Genomic DNA, 20,385 nt, shown 5'->3' with positions numbered 1-20,385 from the left:
GGTTGAAATGATAGCGGATTTCGCGTAAGGCGGCCTTGCGGGCCTCAGCCGGGCATCTGGGCGCCGCTGATACGCTCGATGCCGGCAAGATCGCGGGCCGAACTGGCGGCGAGCAAACCGCGCTCCGTGAGCAGTGCGCGTACGGCGGCTGCCTGGTCGTAGCCGTGCTCGATCCAGAGCGCGCCGCCGGGCACGAGGTGGCGCGGGGCGCCCGCGACGATCGTGCGGATCGCCGCCAGGCCGTCGGCCTCGTCGGTTAATGCACCGCGAGGTTCGAAGCGGAGATCGCCCTGGCTCAGATGCGGATCGCCGCTGGCGATATACGGCGGATTGCTGACGATGACGTCGAAGTGCAGCGCGGTATCGAGCGCCGCGTACCAGTCGCCCTGTGCGAACTGTAGCGGCCCGCCGGGACGCGCCGGATCGAGCAATCGAGCGGCGTTGCGCGCCGCGACGCCGAGCGCTTCGGCCGAGCGGTCGGTGGCCCAGATGCGCGCATCGGGCCGCTCCGAGGCAATCGCGACAGCAATTGCGCCGGTGCCGGTACCCAGATCGAGGACACGCGGCACCCGGCGCCCAACGAGTGCCGCCAGCGCCGTTTCAACCAGCAGTTCGGTTTCAGGCCGCGGAATCAGCACGTCCGGTGTGACCTCGAAGTCGAGCCCGAAGAATTCCCGCGAGCCGATCAGTTGCGCCACCGGCTCGCCCGCGACGCGACGTGCTTCGAGCGTACGGAAACGCGCGACAAGTGCTGCATCGAGCGGCTCATCGCTGCGCGTAATCAACTCGGTACGGCGCCAGCCGAGCACATGCCCGAGCAGGATGCGCGCTTCGAGTGGCGCTAGTGGCGAGACACGCAACAGGGCGGCGACGGTATCCATGCGAGCCTGCCGTCAGTCAGCGTCGCCCAGCGACGCCAGCAGTTCCGCCTGATGCTCGCTGACGAGCGCCGCGATCAGTTCGTCGAGATCGCCGTCCATGATCGAGTCGAGGCGGTACAGCGTCAGGTTGATCCGGTGATCGGTCAACCGCCCCTGCGGAAAGTTGTAAGTGCGGATACGCTCCGAGCGGTCGCCGGAGCCGATCAGGCTCTTGCGCGTCGCCGCTTCTTTCGCCTGCTGCTCGTGAGATTGCTTGTCCTTGATGCGCGCGGCCAGCACCTTCAGCGCGCGATCCTTGTTCTTGTGCTGCGAGCGATCGTCCTGGCACTCGACGACGATGCCGGTCGGCAAGTGAGTGACACGCACCGCCGAGTCGGTCTTGTTGATGTGCTGACCGCCCGCCCCGGACGCGCGGAACGTGTCGATGCGAAGATCCGCCGGATTGATTTCGACTTCGCCGATCTCATCCGCTTCGGGCATCACGGCGACGGTGCAAGCAGACGTGTGAATGCGGCCCTGCGTTTCGGTAGCCGGCACGCGCTGCACGCGATGACCACCCGATTCGAACTTGAGCTTCGAATACGCGGCTTCGCCCGCAATCCGCACGATCACTTCCTTGTAGCCGCCAAGATCGGATTCGCTCGCCGACATCATCTCGACCTGCCAGCGGTTGCGTTCCGCGTAGCGCAGGTACATCCGCAGCAGATCGCCTGCAAACAGCGCCGATTCGTCGCCGCCCGTGCCCGCGCGGATTTCGACGAAGATGTTGCGCTCGTCGTTCGGGTCTTTCGGCAGCAGCATCTTCTGCAGTTCGGCGGCGAGCTGTTCCATGCGCTCGCGTGCCGCGCGGATTTCTTCTTCCGCGAAGTCGCGCATCGACGCATCGGCGAGCAGTTCCTGCGCGGTCGCCGCATCGCCGGCCGCGTGGCGCCACTGCGCGTACTGCTCAACCACCGGGCCGAGTTCGGCATGCTCGCGGGTGAGCTTACGGTATTGGTCGAGATTCGCCGTGATGTCTTCGCGGCTCAACAGATCGTTTAGTTCGGCCAGTCGGGTAGTGAGCTGGTCGAGCTTGCTTTGCATGCTCGTTTTCATCGGTCGGTCGGAGCGTGTTCCGGAAAGGACGGCGGGATAGATAAGGATCGGAGGAACGGACTGGGCGCGAGCCCTGAGGCGGGCGCCGGGCGGGCTCGCGGGGAAACGGCAAGCGGGCCCGGGGCGCGGTGGCGGCAGTGCCGCTAACGCTCCGTAGAACCGGAGTGTTTGTAGAAGCCGCCCATCAGGTCGATGAGCGCGTCGCGGTCCGGACCGCTCGCGCGATTGAGCGCATGCGTGGGGCCGTGGATCAGCTTGTTGGTGAGCGCCTGCGACAGCGCTTCGAGCACGGCAGCGGGATCTTCGCCGCGCGCGAGCATCTTCTGCGCGCGCTCCACTTCAGCGCGACGCAATGCATCCGCCTGGGTGTGCATGTGGCGAATGACCGGCACGATGCTGCGCGCATCGAGCCACTGCATGAAGTTCTGTACGCGCGTTTCGATGATCGCTTCGGCCTGGGCGACCGCGGCCTGGCGCGAGGCATTGCCTTCGCGGACGATCGCGCCGAGGTCGTCGACGGTGTACAGGAACACGTCTTCGAGCTTGCCGACTTCGGGTTCGATGTCGCGCGGTACCGCGAGGTCGACCATGAAAATCGGCCGGTGGCGGCGGGCCTTCACGGCGCGCTCGACGGCGCCGAGCCCGATGATCGGCAGCGTCGATGCCGTACACGACACGACGATGTCGAACTCGTGCAACCGCGTGGGCAGCTCGGCGAGCGGAATGGCGCGACCGTTAAAGCGTTCGGCGAGCCGCGAGCCGCGTTCGGCGGTACGGTTCGCGACCACCAGTTCGCGCGGCTGCTGGGCGGCGAAGTGGGTCGCGCACAGTTCGATCATTTCGCCGGCGCCGATAAACAGCACGCGCTGGTTCGCGATCTTGTCGAAAATGCGTTGCGCGAGCCGCACGGCGGCGGCGGCCATCGAGACCGACTGCGCGCCGATTTCAGTGGTGCCGCGCACTTCCTTCGCCACCGCGAAAGTGCGCTGGAACAGCTGGTTCAGGTAAGTCCCGAGCGCGCCGGCTTCCGATGCCGTGCGTACCGCGTCTTTCATCTGCCCGAGAATCTGCGTTTCGCCGAGCACCATCGAGTCGAGCCCCGACGCAACGCGAAACGCGTGGCGCACCGCTTCCGACTGCGGCAGCGCATAGACGTGTGGCGCGAGTTCGTCGACGGGGAGGTTGTGGTACTTCGACAGCCAGTGGATGGCGGCTTCGCGGGCGGCCTGGTCGTCGGTGGCGCAGTAGAGTTCAGTGCGGTTGCAGGTGGACAGGATCGCGGCTTCGGGGGCGGTGGGGGCCATGCGCCCCAACCAAAGGTCCTTGAACGTCGCGAGGGCGGGCTTGATCTGTTCGAGCGGAAACGCCACACGTTCGCGCAAGGCGACGGGTGCGGTGTGGTGATTGATTCCGATCGTTAGAAGCTGCATATGCGGGGCTATGGTTGCGGCCAATATTATAGCGTTTTCACGATTCTTTCAGTCCGTCCGGCATATTCGGGCTATTACGTACGGCCCGGGGCGGCCGGCACCGTGGGGTTGTCGTGCGGCTTCAGGGGTCGCAGCCGGGGTGGCAAAGCGGTGTCGGGCAACGGTGAGGAGGCCGCTTTCTGGCAGTCTGGCCGGTGAATATGGCAGATGAGGGGAGGTCAGAGCGGACATCTGTACGTTTCCGCACCCGCGACCTTACGCCACGGCGCGATTTTGTCCGTCCGCTTCGGGCGCGGCGGGCCGAGTGACAAACTGGACTGGTTACCGGAGCGCCGGTCGTGTAAAAATCACGGGTGCGCGGAATAAACGGTAAATAAAAGCCAGACAACTTACCGTAATTCCGGCTTCGCGCGACCGAAACTGATTCGTAGAACCATAGCCGTCCGAATGGTCAAAACGTAGGCAGAATGCGGATTACGCGGCTTGCCATAGATTATTGTGCCCCGTAAACTCAGTCGACGGACCCAGGCAGCAATGCCGGTTCTCAGTAAAACGGAATAAAAATGCTCCTTGGGGAAACGATTTTCGCCCACACAATTAATCTGATTCATGGCGAGGTCGACTGATGGGTTGGTTCGGCATTATCGTGCTGGGCGCCGCAGTCGGTCTGGCGGGTGCATGGTTGCATCCCCTGCGGCGCGCAACCCGCGCTCGCTGGTGGCTCGCTGTCGTGGCCGGTATCGCCGGCGCGGCGCTGGGTCTGATGGCCGGCAATGTGACCGGTCTCTTTCATGACGGCGACACGCTCGAATGGCCCTTTTGCACGGCCTTCGCGTTCATCGCCGTCGCCCTGACGGTCGGCTTGTTCTCCCGTCGCTGAATGTTTGCAGGTGAATCTGATGAATGCCCGTCTTCCTGAAACCTCCACGATCCCCGAGCGGATCGCCGCCCTGCGCGCAGCGATGTCTCGCGAGGGACTGGCCGCGTACCTCGTGCCGTCGGCGGATCCGCATCTGTCCGAATACCTGCCGGGCCGCTGGCAGAGCCGCGAATGGCTGTCCGGCTTTACCGGATCGGCCGGCACACTGGTGGTCACCGGCAGCTTTGCCGGCTTGTGGACCGACAGCCGCTACTGGTCGCAGGCCGAAGCGCAACTGGCCGGCACCGGCGTGCAATTGATGAAAATGCTGGGTGGCCAGCAAAGCGCGCCGCATTTCGAATGGCTTGCGCAGAACGTGGCAAGCGGCAGTGCGGTTGGGGTGGATGGCGCGGTGCTCGGCATTGCCCCAGCGCGCGCGCTGACCGACGCGCTGACCGCGCGCGGCGTGCAACTGCGTACCGACGTCGACCTGCTCGATACGATCTGGCCACAGCGGCCCGCGTTGCCCGTCGATGCCGTCTATGAGCACATCGCGCCGCACGCGAGCGTCACCCGTACCGACAAGCTCGACCAGGTGCGTCGCGCGATGCAGGAAAAGGGCGCGCAGTGGCATTTCATCTCGACGCTCGACGATCTCGCGTGGCTGTTCAATCTGCGCGGTGCCGACGTCAGCTATAACCCGGTGTTCGTTGCGCACGCACTGATCGGTCTGGACAGCGCCACGCTGTTTGTCTCGAACGGCAAGGTGCCCGAGGCGCTTGCGGCATCGCTGGCTCGCGACGGCGTGCGCGTCGAACCGTATGCGCATGCGGTACCCGCGCTCGTCGCGCTGCCCGCTGGCACCACGCTGCTGATCGATCCGCGTCGCGTCACGCTTGGCGTCATGAAGTCGTTGCCGTCGACGGTGAAGGTGATCGAGGCGGTCAATCCGTCGATCTTCTTCAAGTCGCGCAAGACCGAAGCCGAAGCCGAACACATTCGCGCGACGATGGAGCAGGACGGTGCGGCACTGGCCGAATTTTTCGCGTGGTTCGAAGGCGCGCTCGGCCATCAGACGATCACCGAGCTGACCATCGACGAACGTCTCACCGCAGCGCGCGCGCGGCGCCCTGGTTTCACATCGCTGAGCTTCGCGACGATTGCGGGGTTCAACGGCAACGGTGCGATGCCGCACTACCGAGCGACCGAAGCATCGCATGCGACGATCGAAGGCAATGGTTTGCTGCTGATCGATTCGGGCGGCCAGTATCTGAGCGGCACGACCGACATCACACGCGTCGTGCCGATCGGTACGATTAGCGATGCACACCGGCACGACTTCACGACAGTGCTGAAGGGCACGATGGCGCTGTCGCGTGCGCGCTTTCCGCGCGGCATTCGCTCGCCGATGCTCGACGCGATCGCGCGCGCGCCGATCTGGGAAGCAGGCGCCGATTACGGTCACGGCACCGGTCACGGCGTCGGTTACTTCCTGAACGTGCATGAAGGTCCGCAGGTGATCGCGCATTACGCCGCCGCCGAATCGTGGACCGCGATGGAAGAAGGCATGATCACGTCGATCGAGCCGGGCCTGTACCGGCCGGGCAAGTGGGGCGTGCGGATCGAGAATCTCGTGCTGAACCGTGCCGCGGAGCAAACCGAGTTCGGCGATTTCCTGCGGTTCGAGACGCTCACGCTGTGCCCGATCGACACGCGCTGCCTCGCGTTGCCGCTGCTGCGCGACGACGAGCGTGCGTGGTTGAACAGTTATCACGAGACGGTGCGCGCGCGCGTGTCGCCGCATGTATCGGGCGATGCGAAGGCGTGGCTCGAGGCGCGTACGCAGCCGGTTTGATGGCGCGTTAACGCGTGTGCGGGACGATTGATCTGCCTTCGATGTGACAGCGGAGACACGGTATGGCGGGCGTAGCGGTTGTGGTCATCGATGTGCAGCGGGCCTTCTTCTTCGGCCCCGACGCAGCGTATCGCGGTGACGAAGTGGTCGCAGAGATCAACCGGCTGACCGGCGCCGCGCGTGCCGCCGGTGCGCCGGTGTTCTTCGTGCAGCACGACGGCGAAGCCGGCGACGAAGTCGAGCCGCACACCGAAGGCTGGCAATTGCATCCGGGGTTCGTGCGCAGTGATACGGACGTTGTCGTTAACAAAGCGGTCGGCGATTCGTTTCACGAGACGCCGCTCGCGGACATGCTCGCGCGGCGCGATGTCGACAGCCTGCTGATTTGCGGCTACGCGACCGAATTCTGCATCGACGCCACCGCGCGCCGCGCGGCGTTTCTCGGCTATCGGACGACGGTCGTCAGCGATCTGCACACCACGCAGCACACGTCCTCGCTCACGCCGCAGCAAATCGTCGATCACTACAACCAGTTGTGGCCACGCGCTTCGCTGTCCGGCAACCGCGTCGCCGTGCGCCCGCTCGCCGACGTGCTTGCCGCGGAGTTTGCATGACCATCAAGGCGGTCGTGTTCGATTTCGGCGGTGTGCTGATCGACTGGAGTCCCGAGCATCTGTATCGCAAGCTGATTCCGGACGAGGCCGAGCGCCGCTGGTTTCTCACCCACGTCTGCACGATGGACTGGGTGGTTCGCCAGGACGGTGGCCAGCCGCTTGCCGAAGGCACCGCCGAACTGGTCGCGAAGTTTCCCGAACACGAGGCGCTGATCCGCGCGTTCTACACGCGCTGGCACGAGATGATCGGCGGGCTGCACGAAGACACGATGGCGATCGTCGAGACGCTCGAAGCCGCGGGCGTGCCGCTCTACGGGCTCACGAACTGGTCGGACGAGACGTTTCCGTATGCATGGGAGCACTTCCCGATGCTGCGGCGTTTCCACGATATTGTCGTGTCCGGTCGCGTGAAACTCGTCAAACCCGATCCGGCGATTTTTGCGGCGATGCGCGAACGGATTGAAGTGCGCTTGCCTGGTATTGCACCGGGTGAACTCGCTTTTATCGACGACAACCGGAAGAATGTCGAAGCGGCAACCGCACTCGGCTGGCACGCCATTCATCACACGAGCGCTGCCATAACAGCCGCAGCGTTGCGTGAACTAGGCCTGCCGGTCTGACACTGTCGCAAGACGCGATCTTAGTGCTCCCTCAAACCTTTAAGCTCCGCTGAGCGACATCGCCGCGGGCCGTTCTGCGACTACGTGGCAGGCGTCTCGCAGTTGAACTCCACCGCACGACATCGGCATAGGTCTTTCCGCGACTCCGCGGCAGGTGTCACGCATTTAAACCCCACCGCGCGACATTGGCGTGAGTCTTTCCGCAACCGCGCGGCACGCATCGCGCAGCGGTGCAATGTAGGTTTCCTGCGGCGTCGCGCTACGGCGAAACAGCGGAATACTCACGCTGATGCACGCAACAGGCCGACCATCCGGGTCCGGAATCGCACAGCCGTAGCAAAATATCTGCGCCTCGTTCTCTTCGCGATCTTCCGCGTGGCCGCGTTCGCGTGTCGTCTCGAGTTCGGCGGCGAGTACTGCGGGCTCGACAATCGTGTTCGGCGTCAAGCGTTCGAGCGCGACACCGCGCAGCAGCGCAGTGCGCGTGCCGGTATCGAGCGCGGCGAGGTACGCCTTGCCCACCGAACTCGAATAGAGCGTCACGCGTGTCCCGATGCGCGACGCCATCCGCACCGCATGCGGACTTTCCAGTTTCTCGATGAAGACCATTTCCGAGCCGCTACGCACTGCGAGATGCACGGTTTCCTGTGTGATGTCGCGCAGCGTCTGCAGCGCATCGATGGCGGCGACGCGCAGGTCGGAGCGCTCCCAGCTGCGACTCGCGAGAGTAATCAGCCGCGGACCGAGTTCGAACGTGCTGCCGCGCAGACTATCGACGACGAGACCTTCCGCGATCAACGCGCCGACGATCCGGTACACCGTCGGCCGCGGATAGCCGCTTAGCGCGGCAAGCTGCGCGATGCCCAGTGGCGAGGCGGCGTCGGCGATCAGTTGCAGCACCGTCATGAACTTCGAGAACGCCGCGGTGCCGGTGGCGCGGGCGTCATGGTTATCGGCGGTATCGGCGGAAATCGTCATGGTGTCGATCAGGAGGTAACGGTAGAGCGGATGCAGTTCACGCGGCGAGATAGCCGCCGTCGACAGGCACGATCGTTCCGGTGATGAACGCGGCGGCCGGCGAACACAGAAAAGCGACGGCCTGCGCGATATCGTCGGGCTCGCCCCAGCGGCCGAGCGGCGTGCGTTCGAGAATCGCCCGCGAGCGGACGTCGTCGTCTTGCAGCGCCTGCGTGAGCGGTGTCGCGATCCAGCCCGGCGCAACCGCATTCACGCGAATGCCATCGCGCGCGTAGGCCAGCGCAAGCGACTTGGTCAATTGCGCGATGCCGCCTTTACTCGCGCTGTAGGCCGGTACGAGACCGCCGCCGAAAAAGCTCAACATCGACGCGGTATTGACGATCGTGCCGCGGCTCGCCGCGAGCAGCGCACGCGCGACCGAACACGCGCGCATGGTGCCGGTCAGGTTCACATCGATCACCTGCTCGAACACCTCGATCTCGTGTTCGTCGCCGCGGCGAATCATGCCTGCGCAGTTCACGAGAATATCGAGCGACGTCAGCGGAGCGAACAGCGCGGCGACTTCGTCGTTCGAACTGACGTCGAGCGCGACGACTTCGATACCGGCGCCGAAACTCGCGCGTTGCGCATCGGTCGGCGTGAGACCGGCTGCGACGACGCGTGCGCCGAGCGCCGCCAGACGATGCGCGATGCCCGCGCCGATGCCTTGAGTACCGCCGGTGACGACGGCCGTTTTACCTGCGAAAAGATCGTGTTGAAAAGTCATGATCGACGAATGAGTGCCAAGCGGACATAAGACGAAGAGTGATCACGCGAGACGAGCCGCAGCGCCCTGATCGACGCGTTCCGCGATCGGCACGCGCACGACGAACATGTACACAAGCGCCGCCACGACCGACACAGCCGCGCTGATCAAAAACGCGTTGACGAACGAATGCGTCCGGTCCACCACAACGCCCGTAATGAACGGCGCAAACGAGCCGCCGAAATAACCGCCGAAGTTCTGGATGCTGCCCAGCGACGCCACCAGATGCCGCGGCGCCGCGACACTGACAAGCGCCCACGCACCACCGCTCGCGAGGTTGATGAAGTACATCGCCAGCGACAGATAGACGATGGCGAGCGTGGTGTTCGGCGTGTACGCAGCGGGCACGGTGAAGATCGCCGCGAAGATGAGTCCGGTGCAGATCGGCCACTTGCGGCTACGGATCGGCGCAACGCCGCGGGCCATCAGACCATCGGCGACGAAGCCGCTCGACAGCATGCCCAGCGTGCCGAACAGATAGGGGATCGAGACGATCCAGCCTGTCCGCGCGATCGACAGATGGCGCTCGTGTTCGAGGTAAGCGGGCAACCACGTCAGGTACAGCCACACCATGTAGACCACGCCCATGAAGCCAAAGATCAAACCCCACGTAGTCGGTGCGGCGAACAGGCCGCGCCATTCGGCGAACGTCACCCGTCGTTCGGCGCGCGCATGCGGTTCTTCTTCGGTCAGATGCACGAGTTCTTCGGGAGCGAGTGCGACTTCGCTGCGGTTCCGGTAGACCGCATACCAGCCGAGCGCGACCGCGATGCCGAGCACGCCCATCACGATGAACATCCAGCGCCAGCCGAACACGAGCAGCAGCGAGGTGAGGATCGGCGGCGCGAGGGCGGGGCCGATCGTCGACGACGCGACGAAGATACCGCTCGGTCGGCCGCGTTCGCGCAGCGAGAACCATTCGCTGACGACTTTCGCTCCGGCCGGAAACTGCGGCGCCTCGCCGATACCGAGGCAGATTCGCGCGGCGAGAAATTGCGGCAACGTGTGCACGAGCCCGCCGAACAACTGCGCCACCGACCAGACGAGCATCCCAAGGCCGAGCATGATCCGCGCGCCGAAGCGATCGAGCAGCACACCGACTGGCAGTTGCGAGAACGCGTAGGAAAACGAGAACGCCGACAGCAGCAAACCCATCTGCGATGCGCTCAGTCCGAGTTCGCCGCTGACCGAATGATTGGCGATGGATAGCGTGCTGCGGTCGAGGTAGTTGACGATACCCGCCAGCATCAGGAATGCGAGCGCTACCCACTGGATGCGCCTGAGGCGCGGTGTTTTTGCCTGCATGGTTGTCTCCTCCGATGCTCTTTTGAGTCTATGGATGGATGCGGCGGCGTGCAGCGGCGTGTTGTGGTTACCGCACGAACTGATCGACGAAGCCGCCGCCTAACCCGACCCGTTCGAAATGCGCGCGGCACATCTCCAGCTTGGTGAACACGTCTTCGTAGCCGGTGAAGTTGCCGTAGGGGTCGCAGTAGTACATCACGCCGTTCACCTGGAAGTAGGTGATCATTTCTTCGACGTCTTCGGGAACGTACAACGTGTGCGTTTCGCCGGGCGGCTCGAAGACGTAGCTGCCTTCGGTCGCGACCCAGTCGTGCTCGAGGTAGCGCCATTTGCCTTTCAGCACCATGCCGTGCACCGCCTGCGGATGACGGTGGCGGCTCAGCACACCGGACTTGCGCACACGCAGCAGGTTCATCCAGTAGCCGCTTGAGACGTTCAGGCACAGCGGCCGGAACCAGACGTTCTCGGCTTGCGGTACCCACAGACGTTCATCTTTTGGAACCGCGGATTCGACGACGATCTCGCGCAGCGCTTCGGGCGGATTGGGGAGTTGATAGGGCGTCAGTGCATCGGCGCCTGTGGTGGGAGCAGCCATTGTGTCTCCGATCCCATGCAACGCAGTTGCACAGTGTCCATTATGTGGATTTTTACTTCGTATTATGGACAAATCGTCGTGCTTTATGCGGCACGTGTCAAGCTCGCCCACCTTGTCGCGCGACTACTGCCCGATCAGATTCAGCAGCGCGTTACCGAGTCCCTTGACCGTCTGCCCGGCACCCTTCGCCACGCCTTCGGCGCTGACGCCGAGCACCTTGGCCAGACCTGCGCGCAGCTCAGTCGCGAAGTTGTCGTCGAGCGTGAACTTCGGATCCTTCAGATTGCCGTCGAGCACGAAGTGCAGCGTGATAGCGCCGCTGTGCAGTTTGAGTGCGGCAATCGCGACGCGCGTGGGAATCGACATGAACGTGTCGAGCGGATCGTCGCTCGGTGCGATCTGCAGGTCATGCAGTGTCAGCGTGCCGGGCGCGTGTAACTGGTAATCGCGTACGGTCGAATCGATGGAGAGGTCGAGCGTGCCGCCATTTACGCGCGCCTTCGCGCCGGCTTTCTTCAACAGATAGGGATCGAGGGTGACGACGTCGACGCCGCGCAGCGTGGTGGTGGTCTGCGAATCTTTGCTCGCGATCTTGATCCAGCCGCCGAACGACACCGTACCGGTGTGCTGCGGACCCTTGATCGAACCGGTGACGGCGACTGTCGTCGGCTCGGACAGCGCGGGCAGATGCAGGTGGTCGACGGTTGCGTTCGCGTCGCTGACGGTGACGCGGTAAGCCGGGTCGCTGACCGACAGATCGTAGAACTCGAACGTGCCGTGTTCGAAGACGATGTGATCGATGAGTTTTTCGGCGGATGGGCTCGGCTTGGAAGATGCGGATGTGCTCGCTGCTCCTGCTGCCTGCGCATTACTGGAGGATTGCCGCAGGTTCGGCAGCAAACGCAGCTTGCCGTCCTTCGTGCGCAGTACCGTCAGATCGAAGCCGCTCACGACGATATCGCGCAAATGCACGCGCCGCGCGAGCAGGTCGCGGATGTCCGGTGTGAGTGTGATCTGGTCTGCACGCAGCACGTCGGGTGTGGGCCAGCCCGATGGCGCCTTGAGCCGCACCTTGACGAGTCGAACTGAGGACAGTCCAACGTCGATACGCTCCGCGCTACCGAGCGGTCCAAGCACTTCGACGATACGCGCCCGGACTTCGCGTTGCACGAAGTACAAGCCGGCAAGTGCAATGCCGGCCAGTGCCGCCACCACGCATACCGCCGCAATGACTACACGTTTGCGGATCGATGTCGCCATGCCTGGATCCTCGTCGTCGTGCCTCTTGCGCGGTGTTGCCGTGCGCATCGTACCGATCGCATGACCGCCGTCGCGATGGTCTTCGCGATAGCCGCCGAACACCCGCTCGCGAGGTACACAGCAAGCCGCGTACCTCGACCACAGCGCTTAGCCCGTTTAACGAGCGATCGGCTTGTAACGCAGACGCTTCGGCCGTGCCGCTTCTTCGCCGAGACGCTTGATCTTGTCGGCCTCGTATTCCTGATAGTTGCCGTCGAAGAACGTGATCTGCGAATCGCCTTCGAACGCAAGGATATGCGTCGCGATACGGTCGAGGAACCAGCGATCGTGCGAGATCACCATCACAGAGCCCGCGAATTCGAGCAACGCGTCTTCGAGTGCACGCAGCGTTTCGACGTCGAGGTCGTTCGACGGTTCATCGAGCAGCAGCACGTTGCCGCCCGCGATCAGCGTCTTCGCGAGATGCAACCGGCCGCGCTCACCGCCCGACAGATTGCCGACGTTCTTTTGTTGATCGCCGCCCTTGAAGTTGAAGCGGCCGATATACGCACGCGACGGCGTTTCGTATTTGCCCACCGTCAGCACATCGGCGCCGCCGGAGATTTCCTCGAACACCGTCTTCGAACCGTCGAGCGCATCGCGGCTCTGATCGACATAGGCCAGCTTCACAGTCGGCCCTTGCACGATTTCACCCGAGTCCGGCTGCTCCTTGCCGGTCAGCATGCGGAACAGCGTCGACTTACCGGCGCCGTTCGGCCCGATGATCCCGACGATCGCGCCCGCAGGCACCTTGAAGCTCACGTTATCGAGCAACAGACGATCGCCATACGCCTTGCTGACGTTCTTGAATTCGATCACTTCATTGCCGAGCCGATCGCCGACCGGAATGAAGATTTCCAGCGTTTCATTGCGCTTTTGATAGTCCTGGCTGTTCAATTCCTCGAAGCGCGCGATCCGTGCCTTCGATTTCGCCTGACGGCCCTTCGGGTTCTGCCGCACCCACTCCAGTTCCTTCTTGATCGCTTTCTGGCGGGCCGATTCCGACGATTCTTCCTGCTTCAGGCGCTCTTCCTTCTGATCGAGCCAGCTGCTGTAGTTACCCTTCCACGGAATGCCATGGCCGCGGTCGAGTTCGAGAATCCATTCGGCGGCGTTGTCAAGGAAGTAGCGATCGTGGGTGACGGCGACAACAGTGCCCGGAAAGCGCGTCAGGAACTGCTCGAGCCATTCCACCGATTCCGCGTCAAGGTGGTTGGTCGGCTCGTCGAGCAGCAGCATGTCCGGCTTTTCGAGCAGCAGCTTGCACAGCGCGACGCGGCGTTTCTCACCGCCCGACAGATTTTCGATCTTCGCGTCCCATGCGGGCAGACGTAGCGCATCGGCGGCGATTTCGATCTGTTGTTCGGCGCTGCCGTCGGCGGTAGCGAGGATCGCTTCGTACTTCGCCTGTTCGGCGGCGAGCGCATCGAAATCGGCGTCCGGTTCTGCGTACGCTGCGTAGATTTCGTCGAGCTTCTTTTGCGCGCCGAATACTTCGCCGAGACCTTCCTCGACGGCTTCACGCACGGTCTTCTGCGGATCGAGCTGCGGTTCCTGCGGCAGATAGCCGATGTTCAGGTTCGGCATCGGCGTGGCTTCGCCTTCGATGTCCTTGTCGACGCCCGCCATGATGCGGATCAGCGTCGACTTGCCCGAACCGTTCAGGCCGAGCAGACCGATCTTCGCGCCGGGGAAGAACGACAGCGAGATGTCCTTGAGAATTTGACGCTTGGGCGGCACGATCTTGCCGACCCGGTTCATGGTGAAGACGTATTGGGCCATTTGCTTGTAGTCAGGACGTTGACGCCGCAAGCCGCGCAAGGCGCGGGCGACGTGGGTGGATAGGAAGCCGGGCGGGGCCGGTGCGCCGGCGCGGAGATAGACGGACTGCGCGCGCCGGTGCAGAACGCGTCATTGTACTTCGCTGTGGCGCGCGAGGGCCTGGTGGGCGGGCCCTCGCTGCCGCGGCTGTCCCGGTTAGCCGCCCGGTTTGCCTGCTGGCCGGATCGAAGAAACGTAGATGCTTTACCGGCTGCGGTGCGATATCAGTTCGCCCGTTGCCCGCTGGCCGGATCGAAGAAATGCAGATGCTGTGCCGGCAGCGCAACCTGCAGCGCTTCGCCCGCAGCAGGGCGATGCGTGTGCGGCAGCCGCGCGGTGACGTCGTGCTTGCCCCAACGCCCGTGCGCGAGATTGTCGGCGCCCAGCAGCTCGCACGAATCGACGGTGAGCGTGGTGTGCGCCGCGCCTGGCTGACCTGGCGTCATGTGCTCGGGCCGAATGCCGACGATCCACTCGCGTCCCGCCGCCACCTCGCGACCAATCGACGGTGCGCCTGCGATCGGCAACGCCGGACCGCCTTCTGCGACTTCAAACGTCGCACCGTCGGCGGAAACGCGGCCGTGCAGCAGATTCATCCCCGGCGAGCCGATGAAGCTCGCGACGAAGATCGTCGCGGGTCGTTCGTAGACCTCCGTCGGCGAACCGATCTGTTCCGCGTAACCGCGGTTCATCACGATCACACGCTGCGCGAGCGTCATCGCTTCGACCTGATCGTGCGTGACGTACAGGCTCGTCGTCGCAAGACGTGCATGCAGCCGCTGGATTTCGAGCCGCATCTGCACACGCAGCCGCGCGTCGAGATTCGACAGCGGCTCGTCGAACAGAAACACGGCTGGTTCGCGCACGATGGCGCGACCCATCGCGACACGCTGCCGCTGGCCGCCCGACAACTCGCGAGGCTTACGCTCGAGCAGCGGGCCGAGTTCGAGGATCTTCGCCGCGGTGTCGACGCGCCGCGCGATCGTTGCCGCGTCCGTGCCCGCGATCTTCAGCGCGTAGCCCATGTTCTGCGCGACGCTCATATGCGGATACAACGCGTAGTTCTGGAACACCATCGCGATGTTCCGGTCTTTCGGTTCGAGCCGGTTCACCACCTTGCCGCCGATCGAGATCTCGCCATCGGAGATGCTCTCCAGCCCGGCGACCATCCGCAGCAATGTCGACTTGCCGCAGCCCGACGGACCCACCATCACGACGAACTCGCCGTCGTCGATGTCCACGTCGATACCGTGCAGCACGAACTGTTTGCCGTCGTACGTTTTCTTGACAGCCTTTAGCGTCAGCGCAGCCATTCCACTCGCCCTTCAGTGCAGAGGCGGCCGGCGCGAAATGCGCCACCGCCGTATATGTTCATTGACGAAACCCGGACCGGCCGGCTCATTTTTCCGCATCGACGAGGCCGCGCACGAACCAGCGCTGCATCGTCAGCACGACTGCGAGCGGCGGCAGCATCGCCAGCAGCGTCGCGGTCATCACAAGGTGCCATTCGGTCGCAGTGTCGCCGGACGCGATCATGCTCTTGATGCCGACCACCGCCGTGGTCAGCGACTGCTGGCTCGTGATCAGGATCGGCCACAGGTACTGATTCCATCCGTAGATGAAGGTGATCACGAACAGCGCAGCCAGGTTCGTCTTCGACAGCGGCACCACGACGTCCCAGAAGAAACGCAGCGGTCCGGCACCGTCGATGCGCGCGGCTTCCATCAGTTCGTCGGGCAGCGTCATGAAGAACTGGCGGAACAGGAACGTCGCGGTCGCGGAGGCAATGAGCGGCAGCGTGAGACCCGCGTACGTATTGCTCAGATGCATCGACGACACGACCTGCACGGTCGGGAAGATACGCACCTCAACCGGCAGCATCAGCGTGACGAAGATCAACCAGAACGCGGTGTTGCGAAACGGAAAACGAAAAAACACGATCGCGTACGCGGAGATCATCGAGATCGCGATCTTGCCGATCGAGATGATGAGTGCCATCACGAGGCTGTTGAACAGCATGCGGCCGAACGGGCTGGCCGCGTTACCGCTGCCATGCGACCAGACAGCAGCAATATTTTCGAACAGATGCGTGCTCGGGATCAGCGACAGCGGCACGCTGAACACCTCGTGCTCGCTCATCGTGGCCGCGCAGAACGCGACGTACACGGGGAAGACCACCAGCACGACGCCGATCAGCAGCACCGCGTGGCAGAAGAGGTCGAAACCGCGGCGATTCTCGATCATGAGTATTGAACCCTCCGCTCGATGAAACGGAACTGCACGACGGTCAGCCCGACGACGATCACCATCAGCACGACCGACTGCGCGCCCGAGCTGCCGATGTCGAGGCCCTGAAAACCCTCAGCGAAGATCTTGTAGATCAGCGTGCGCGTGGCTTGTGCGGGACCACCGCCGGTGGCCGCGTCAATGACCGGAAACGTGTCGAAGAATGCGTAGGTCAGATTGACGACGAGCAGGAAGAAACTGGTCGGAGAGAGCAGCGGCAGTGCGATCCCGAAGAAGCGCCGCACCGGACCCGCTCCGTCGATCGCCGCCGCTTCGATCAGCGAGCGCGGAATCGCTTGCAGGCCCGCATAGAAGAACAGGAAGTTGTAGCTGACCTGCTTCCACACCGATGCGAGCACGACGAGGAACATGGCCTGGCCGGCATTCAGTGCGTGATTCCACACGATGCCGTACTTCGCGAGCGCATACGTGACGATCCCGATGCTCGGATTGAACAGGAACGACCACAGCACCGCGGCGATCGCGGGTGCGACTGCGTACGGCCAGATCAGCAGCGTTTGATAGGCTTTGGCGCCGCGCGTCACGCGGTCGGCGCAGGCTGCGAGCAAGAGCGAGATCACGAGACCGAAGACCGTGACGAGCGCGCAGAAGATCAGCGTCGTGGTCAGCGACGACAGGTACAGCGGGTCGGCGAACAACTGCTTGAAGTTCGCGAGACCGACGAATTCGCTCGACGTGCCGAACGCGTCCTGCGATTGCGTCGATTGCCATAGCGCGGCGCCGGCAGGCCACAGGAAGAACACCGCGGTGATCAGGAGTTGCGGCGCGACCAGCAGGTAAGGCAGTACGCCGGTGCCGAAGCGGGAGCGTTTTTCCATCGAGATTTTCCAGCTGCGATGCTTGAGATGCAGGGAGACGCGCGGATTGCTGCGTCTCTACGTCAAGCCTGCGACGACCGGCCGGTGAGGTCGATCGTCGCGGCTCGGGACAGCTTAGCTACCGGCCTTTTCAAAGCGACGCAACAACTCGTCGCCGCGCGACGCCGAGGAGTCGAGCGCATCCTTCGGCGATTTCTTCTGCGCCCATACCTGTTCGAGTTCTTCGTCGATGATCGTGCGGATCTGCGGCATGTTGCCGAGACGCAGGCCCTTCGTGAACGGCAGCGGCGGTTTGTTCAGCATCTGCTTGATCGCCGTGTCGCTGCCCGGGTTCTTGTCGTAGAAGCCCTGTTGCTGCGTCAGCTGATAAGCCGCCGTGGTGACGGGGAGATAGCCCGTGTCCTGATGCCACTTCGCGGCGACAGCCGGCGAGCTCAGATACGCCAGAAACTTCGCGACACCTTTATAGGTAGCGGCGTCTTTGCCCGACAGCACCCACAAACTCGCACCACCGATAATCGCGTTCTGCGGCGCGCCCTTCACGTTCGCGTCGTACGGCATCATGCCGGTGCCGAAGCTGAACTTCGCGTACTTCTTGATCGTGGCAAGCGAGCCCGACGAGTTCGTGATGATTCCGCAATCGCCGCTATAGAACTTCGAGACCGGTTCGTCCTTGCGGCCGACGTAGGTGAACGTGCCTTCCTTCAACATGGTCTGCAGGAACTGGATGTGCGCGATCTGCAGCGGCTTGTTGAATTCGAGCACCGCATCGGCACCGTCGAAGCCGTTATTCTCAGACGCGAACGGCACACCGTGCCATGCACTGTAGTTCTCGAGCTGAATCCAGCTCTGCCAGCCCGACGAGTAACCGCACGACATGCCCGACGCCTTCAGCTTCTGCGCGTCCTGCTGCAGTTCCTGCCAGGTCTTCGGCGGCTTGTTCGGATCGAGGCCGGCTTTCTTGAACGCGTCCTTGTTGTAATAGAGCACCGGCGTCGAGCTGTTGAACGGCATCGAGATCAGCTCGCCGGTCTTCGCGTCGCTGTAATAACTTGCAATAGTCGGTACGAAGGCTTTTTCATCGAGTGGCACACCGGCCTGCTTGAACACATCGGAGACCGGGATCACCGCTTTCTTTGCCTGCATCATCGTGGCGGTGCCGACCTCGTAGACCTGCAGGATGGCCGGTGCATTACCGCTGCGGTACGCTGCGATACCGGCGGCGAGCGTCTGGTCGTAGCTGCCCTTGAAGACCGGAACGATCTTGTAGTCGCTTTGCGACGCGTTGAACGCGGTCGCGATGTCGTTCAGGTGTTCGCCCAGTGCGGCTTCCATGGCATGCCAGAACTGGATCTCGGTGGCTGCGTGCGCGCTCTGCGCCACGCCGAGGGCCAGCACGGCCGCCACGGAAAACGAACGAAACAAGGGTTTGAATTTCATCGATAGGTCTCCAGGGTCTAGATTCGCGCAAGTTGCGAGTACGCGATTGTAGTTGTGGTCGATGACAGAAAATAAAGTGTGGGAGTCCTTTCGAGCGGTCGGACGATGCCACGTTGTTGCTTTGCTGCATTGCACAGGTAAGGTGCATTCGTGGTGCCGTCACCCATTCTTATACCCATTTACACCCATTTCAACACGGCAGAGCACAAACGGACACCCGAAAACAAAAAAGCCCTTGGCAGCAAAGCCAAGGGCTCAGATTCAGCCAGTCACGCTCAAACGTTGAACAGAAAGTTCATCACATCCCCGTCGTGCACGACATATTCCTTACCTTCCGCGCGCATCTTGCCGGCTTCCTTCGCGCCGTGTTCGCCCTTGTACGCGACGAAATCCGCAAAGCCGATAGTCTGTGCACGAATGAAGCCGCGTTCGAAGTCCGTATGAATCACGCCGGCAGCCTGCGGTGCCGTGTCGCCGATATGGATCGTCCATGCGCGCACTTCCTTCACGCCCGCGGTGAAGTAGGTCTGCAGGCCGAGCAGCTTGAAACCCGCGCGGATCACGCGGTTCAGGCCCGGCTCGTCCATACCCATGTCGGCCAGGAAGACTTCCTTGTCCTCGTCGCCGAGTTCGCCGATTTCAGCTTCGATCGCAGCGCACACCGCGACGACCGGCGCATTCTCGGCTTCGGCGTGTTTGCGCACCGCGTCGAGGTGAGGGTTGTTTTCGAAGCCGTCTTCCTTCACGTTCGCGACGTACATCGTCGGCTTGGCGGTGATTAGACAGAACGGTTTGAGCAGCGCGTTTTCGTCGTCCGACAGATCCAGTGCCCGCACCGGTTTCGCCTGATCAAGTTGTGCGCGCACCTTCTCGAGCACTGCGGCGAGCTTTCCCGCTTCCTTGTCGTTGCCCGATTTCGCCGCCTTCGAATAGCGTGTCAGCGATTTTTCGACCGTTGCGAGGTCGGCGAGCGCGAGTTCGGTGTTGATGACTTCGATGTCCGACAGCGGATCGATCTTGCCTGCAACGTGAATCACGTTCTCATCGTCGAAGCAGCGCACGACGTGCGTGATCGCGTCGGTTTCGCGGATGTTCGCGAGGAACTGGTTGCCGAGCCCTTCACCTTTGCTGGCGCCTGCCACGAGCCCCGCGATGTCGACGAACTCGACGATGGCCGGCACGATGCGCTCCGGCTTGACGATGTCGGCCAGTGCCGTGAGGCGCGCATCCGGCACTTCGACGATGCCGACGTTCGGCTCGATCGTGCAGAACGGGTAGTTTTCGGCGGCGATGCCGGCCTTGGTCAGTGCGTTGAACAGGGTGGACTTGCCGACGTTAGGCAGGCCGACGATGCCGCATTTGAGGCTCATGGAATTTCTCTAATAAACGGGTGGTGACGGGGCTTCGTCGCGCGCGGCGGGGCATGCTGCCTTCGGCTCGACGCACGCGCCGGCTACGGCCCGATGGAGAAGGGCGGCAGACGGCACGGTGCAAGCGGTACGTCTTGCCGGTGGTCGTAATCACCGGAAAAGCGTAATTGTAACCCTGTCGGAGGTGCCGGTTCGAGCACCGCAGACCGGTGGTGGGCGGTGCGCATGCCCGTGGCGCACCGATTACAGCACTGGCGGACGGGCCCGGACGGCGTGGCCCCGCGGCTATAATG

Annotated in this window: 18 protein-coding genes; 4 read left to right on the top strand and 14 right to left on the bottom strand. The window is 63.2% G+C overall.

What is annotated here, in order from left to right:
• Positions 1 to 44: 44 nt before the first annotated feature.
• From prmC to hemA, 3 genes are all read right to left on the bottom strand, one after another.
• Positions 45 to 881 (bottom strand): peptide chain release factor N(5)-glutamine methyltransferase, encoded by an 837-nt coding sequence (gene prmC / locus FNZ07_RS31175; RefSeq protein WP_091019831.1) that lies wholly within the window; start codon positions 879 to 881, stop codon positions 45 to 47.
• Between the two features lie 12 nt (positions 882 to 893).
• Positions 894 to 1,976, bottom strand: a complete 1,083-nt coding sequence (gene prfA / locus FNZ07_RS31170) for a peptide chain release factor 1 (RefSeq protein WP_091019834.1) — start codon at positions 1,974 to 1,976, stop codon at positions 894 to 896.
• 143 nt (positions 1,977 to 2,119) lie between these two features.
• Positions 2,120 to 3,406 (bottom strand): glutamyl-tRNA reductase, encoded by a 1,287-nt coding sequence (gene hemA, locus FNZ07_RS31165; RefSeq protein WP_091019837.1) that lies wholly within the window; start codon positions 3,404 to 3,406, stop codon positions 2,120 to 2,122.
• A gap of 625 nt (positions 3,407 to 4,031) precedes the next feature.
• Here hemA and FNZ07_RS31160 point away from each other — a divergent pair.
• The 4 genes from FNZ07_RS31160 to FNZ07_RS31145 all read left to right on the top strand — a co-directional run bounded on the left by FNZ07_RS31160 (position 4,032) and on the right by FNZ07_RS31145 (position 7,354).
• Entirely contained in the window at positions 4,032 to 4,286 is a 255-nt protein-coding gene (locus FNZ07_RS31160; protein ID WP_091019839.1) for a hypothetical protein, read from the top strand.
• A gap of 19 nt (positions 4,287 to 4,305) precedes the next feature.
• A complete protein-coding gene (locus FNZ07_RS31155; RefSeq protein WP_091019937.1) occupies positions 4,306 to 6,120 on the top strand; it encodes an aminopeptidase P family protein in 1,815 nt (604 codons plus the stop codon).
• A gap of 62 nt (positions 6,121 to 6,182) precedes the next feature.
• Positions 6,183 to 6,734 carry a cysteine hydrolase family protein gene (locus tag FNZ07_RS31150; RefSeq protein WP_091019842.1) on the top strand — a complete coding sequence of 184 codons (552 nt, stop codon included), beginning with the start codon at positions 6,183 to 6,185 and terminating at the stop codon, positions 6,732 to 6,734.
• On the top strand, positions 6,731 to 7,354 hold the full coding sequence (locus tag FNZ07_RS31145) for an HAD family hydrolase (RefSeq protein WP_091019844.1): 624 nt from the start codon (positions 6,731 to 6,733) through the stop codon (positions 7,352 to 7,354). Before FNZ07_RS31150 ends, FNZ07_RS31145 begins: the two co-directional genes overlap by 4 nt.
• A 165-nt stretch (positions 7,355 to 7,519) precedes the next feature.
• On the opposite strand, the gene FNZ07_RS31140 is transcribed toward FNZ07_RS31145, so the two are convergent.
• The 11 genes from FNZ07_RS31140 to ychF all read right to left on the bottom strand — a co-directional run bounded on the left by FNZ07_RS31140 (position 7,520) and on the right by ychF (position 20,092).
• The gene (locus FNZ07_RS31140; RefSeq protein ID WP_091019846.1) at positions 7,520 to 8,332 is read right to left on the bottom strand and encodes an IclR family transcriptional regulator; all 813 of its coding nucleotides are present in this window, start codon (positions 8,330 to 8,332) and stop codon (positions 7,520 to 7,522) included.
• Positions 8,333 to 8,369: 37 nt separating this feature from the next.
• Positions 8,370 to 9,098: an SDR family NAD(P)-dependent oxidoreductase gene (locus FNZ07_RS31135; protein WP_091019848.1), complete on the bottom strand. Its 729-nt coding sequence runs from the start codon at positions 9,096 to 9,098 to the stop codon at positions 8,370 to 8,372.
• Between the two features lie 42 nt (positions 9,099 to 9,140).
• Positions 9,141 to 10,442 carry an MFS transporter gene (locus tag FNZ07_RS31130; RefSeq protein WP_091019850.1) on the bottom strand — a complete coding sequence of 434 codons (1,302 nt, stop codon included), beginning with the start codon at positions 10,440 to 10,442 and terminating at the stop codon, positions 9,141 to 9,143.
• Between the two features lie 67 nt (positions 10,443 to 10,509).
• Positions 10,510 to 11,037, bottom strand: coding sequence for a 2,4'-dihydroxyacetophenone dioxygenase family protein (locus FNZ07_RS31125; RefSeq protein ID WP_091019852.1), 528 nt, complete (start codon positions 11,035 to 11,037; stop codon positions 10,510 to 10,512).
• Positions 11,038 to 11,160: 123 nt separating this feature from the next.
• The gene (locus FNZ07_RS31120) at positions 11,161 to 12,297 is read right to left on the bottom strand and encodes a DUF748 domain-containing protein (RefSeq protein WP_091019940.1); all 1,137 of its coding nucleotides are present in this window, start codon (positions 12,295 to 12,297) and stop codon (positions 11,161 to 11,163) included.
• 156 nt (positions 12,298 to 12,453) lie between these two features.
• Entirely contained in the window at positions 12,454 to 14,118 is a 1,665-nt protein-coding gene (gene ettA, locus FNZ07_RS31115; protein WP_091019854.1) for an energy-dependent translational throttle protein EttA, read from the bottom strand.
• 263 nt (positions 14,119 to 14,381) lie between these two features.
• Positions 14,382 to 15,470 carry a sn-glycerol-3-phosphate import ATP-binding protein UgpC gene (locus FNZ07_RS31110; RefSeq protein WP_091019857.1) on the bottom strand — a complete coding sequence of 363 codons (1,089 nt, stop codon included), beginning with the start codon at positions 15,468 to 15,470 and terminating at the stop codon, positions 14,382 to 14,384.
• Positions 15,471 to 15,555: 85 nt separating this feature from the next.
• Positions 15,556 to 16,401 carry a sn-glycerol-3-phosphate ABC transporter permease UgpE gene (gene ugpE / locus FNZ07_RS31105; protein ID WP_091019859.1) on the bottom strand — a complete coding sequence of 282 codons (846 nt, stop codon included), beginning with the start codon at positions 16,399 to 16,401 and terminating at the stop codon, positions 15,556 to 15,558.
• Positions 16,398 to 17,282 (bottom strand): sn-glycerol-3-phosphate ABC transporter permease UgpA, encoded by an 885-nt coding sequence (gene ugpA / locus FNZ07_RS31100; protein WP_091019861.1) that lies wholly within the window; start codon positions 17,280 to 17,282, stop codon positions 16,398 to 16,400. The genes ugpE and ugpA overlap by 4 nt, the downstream gene beginning before the upstream one ends.
• Positions 17,283 to 17,396: 114 nt before the next feature.
• Complete coding sequence (gene ugpB / locus FNZ07_RS31095; RefSeq protein WP_091019863.1) at positions 17,397 to 18,722, bottom strand: sn-glycerol-3-phosphate ABC transporter substrate-binding protein UgpB; 1,326 nt, start codon at positions 18,720 to 18,722, stop codon at positions 17,397 to 17,399.
• Positions 18,723 to 18,997: 275 nt separating this feature from the next.
• Positions 18,998 to 20,092, bottom strand: a complete 1,095-nt coding sequence (gene ychF, locus FNZ07_RS31090) for a redox-regulated ATPase YchF (RefSeq protein WP_091019866.1) — start codon at positions 20,090 to 20,092, stop codon at positions 18,998 to 19,000.
• Positions 20,093 to 20,385: the final 293 nt, after the last annotated feature.

Origin of the sequence: Paraburkholderia megapolitana, assembly GCF_007556815.1 — a bacterium.
In the GTDB taxonomy this organism is placed as follows: Bacteria; Pseudomonadota; Gammaproteobacteria; order Burkholderiales; family Burkholderiaceae; genus Paraburkholderia; species Paraburkholderia megapolitana.
The sequence above is the reverse complement of the archived record's forward strand: the minus strand, read 5'-3'. Positions and strand labels throughout refer to the sequence as shown.